Annotated in this window: 3 protein-coding genes; 1 reads left to right on the top strand and 2 read right to left on the bottom strand. The window is 62.5% G+C overall.

From position 1 onward, the window contains the following. Positions 1–159: 159 nt before the first annotated feature. Together QQX04_RS14620 and QQX04_RS14615 are read right to left on the bottom strand one after the other, a co-directional pair. Positions 160–336, bottom strand: a complete 177-nt coding sequence (locus QQX04_RS14620; RefSeq protein ID WP_301130464.1) for a helix-turn-helix domain-containing protein — start codon at positions 334–336, stop codon at positions 160–162. A gap of 47 nt (positions 337–383) precedes the next feature. Then, positions 384–1070, bottom strand: coding sequence for a hypothetical protein (locus QQX04_RS14615; protein WP_301130462.1), 687 nt, complete (start codon positions 1068–1070; stop codon positions 384–386). A gap of 239 nt (positions 1071–1309) precedes the next feature. On the opposite strand from QQX04_RS14615, the gene QQX04_RS14610 reads away from it, so the two are divergent. Next, positions 1310–1834: a hypothetical protein gene (locus QQX04_RS14610; protein WP_301130461.1), complete on the top strand. Its 525-nt coding sequence runs from the start codon at positions 1310–1312 to the stop codon at positions 1832–1834. Positions 1835–1897 lie beyond the last annotated feature (63 nt).

Genomic DNA, 1897 nt, shown 5'->3' with positions numbered 1-1897 from the left:
TTATTCGGCTACGGAATGCGGTCGAATTTAGATTTAATGTGTAGTTCCCAGCGAGCCTTCGGCTATCCAAGCTAGTCGCTGCTTCGACAGAACGCCGAGAGGCTGGGCGGTTCGAGTGCTGCGCGGTCTGACTGGCTACGCTCGGCACATCCGCTCCACCTAGCGGTCGACGCGGAACAGGTCTGAGACGTCGCAGTCCAGAGCGTCGCAGATGGCTGTGAGCGTGGAGAAGCGTACGGCGCGTGCGCGGTTGTTCTTGAGTACCGAGAGGTTCACGACTGTGATGCCGGTGCGGTCTGCGAGTTCTGTGAGCGTCATGTCTCGCGCTTGGAGCATTGCGTCGAGCGTGGACACGATCCGGTGGTCGGCAGGTTCCGCCGGGCTCACACTAGGCCCTCAAGCTCCCTGCGCATGGAGGCGACTTCCTGCCATGCGATGCCGATCGCGACGATCACGAGTCCCATCGCCACGACCGAGAGGTTGACGTTCAGCGGTGCCGCAGTCGCTATCTCGCTCGCCGACGATCCCGAGACCAGCCAATCTGCGACCTTCCACTGAGCGAACGTAGCCAATGGCGAGCCGACTGCGACAAGAGCGCCGATCGCGATGATCCGGCGTTCGACCTTTCTGGCGAAGCCGTCGCCTCTGCGAATGTCGCCGAGGATGCGTGCCACGAGCCACCAGATCCCTGCGACGCCCAGCAGTGGAACCGCTCGGACTGCCATCCACAGGAACTCCTTGGCGCTGGAGACATAGAGCACCACATAGGACTCGTCGCCGAAGAATGTGGAGCCAACGGTCCCGTTCGCAGTGTCGCTGAGGCCGCCGACAATCTCAGTGGCCGCCGCTGCCGTCTGGCCCCCGGCTTCACCGTCGACAGTGACGGCTTCGTACGGCATTCCGTTGGCGTCGGACCACGTGAGAGCGTTTCCAAGTCTGTACAGCGGGATGACGTTGAAGCCGTTCGGCCCGAGCAGCCAGGCCAGTGCCCACGCCGCTGAGATGGCGGCGAGTGCAAGAGCCAGCACCTGCACCACACCGACCGCTGATCGTCTGACCTTGGTCTCCATCTTTCGTCCCCCTATCGAAAATCGATAGTAACGAAAAGCGATGGGTTGTCAAGGTTGGGTGTGGTGGCGTCGTACAGCGGACAAGAACGTGGCCATCCAGACGTTGTTCGGCTACGGAATGCGGTTGAGTTCCGCTTCAACGTGTAGTTGCCCTCTAGCATCTGCGCTCGGCAGACCGACCGTCCTGCTCGCGCTGTGAAGAAGACGAAGCAGAAGTTGGCTGTGCCTAGGATGACCACATGACACTCGCTGACAAGTCGTCGAAGGGCCGTGGCGCGCTCGCCGGTGTGCTGAGCTTCCTGGCCGTGACTGTTTATTCGGGGTGGGCGATTGTCCAGATCCTCGTGCTCAATCCACTTTGGGCCGTGCCGGGGACACCGCTGCGCCAGATCTACACCGAAGTGGAGGCAGCTGGGCAATCCATGGACGTGTGGCTTGTCGTCTCATTCCTTGCGTTCGGGCCGCTGGCCATGCTTGCGATCGCCTTTCTTGCCGCGGCGCGCCCGCTGGCTTGGTGGATTCCGTCCGTGGTTGGCCTCGGGCTGCTGACGCTTGGGCCTCTCGCGTACTGGTGGGCGTCGGTCGCGCCTGCGATTGGGCTGGCGGATACGTACTTCATCAGCGGCGGGGATCACTCGCCGTGGGCGTGGCCGCTCGTGGTGGTGAGCGCTCTTGCTCTGCTCGGGCTCGTTGTTCTCGGAGTCAGGGGGATTCGCTGGTCGCGCGGGAACGGAGCGCCGGCGCAGGCTCCCTACCTGGCCTGAGGCTCGTCAATCCAGATGTTGTTCGGCCACGGAACGCGGTTGAGTTCAGGTTTAATGTGTAGT

The sequence above is a fragment of the Demequina zhanjiangensis genome (assembly GCF_030418315.1).
GTDB classification, from domain to species: Bacteria; Actinomycetota; Actinomycetes; order Actinomycetales; family Demequinaceae; genus Demequina; species Demequina zhanjiangensis.
Note: the sequence above shows the minus strand (reverse complement) of the source record. Positions and strands in the feature narration are given on the sequence as shown.

Bases quoted from the DNA above. Each gene is read 5' to 3' on its own strand.
- QQX04_RS14620 (WP_301130464.1), bottom strand. From the start codon at position 336: ATGCTCCAAGCGCGAGACATGACGCTCACAGAACTCGCAGACCGCACC.
- QQX04_RS14615 (WP_301130462.1), bottom strand. From the start codon at position 1,070: ATGGAGACCAAGGTCAGACGATCAGCGGTCGGTGTGGTGCAGGTGCTG.
- QQX04_RS14610 (WP_301130461.1), top strand. From the start codon at position 1,310: ATGACACTCGCTGACAAGTCGTCGAAGGGCCGTGGCGCGCTCGCCGGT.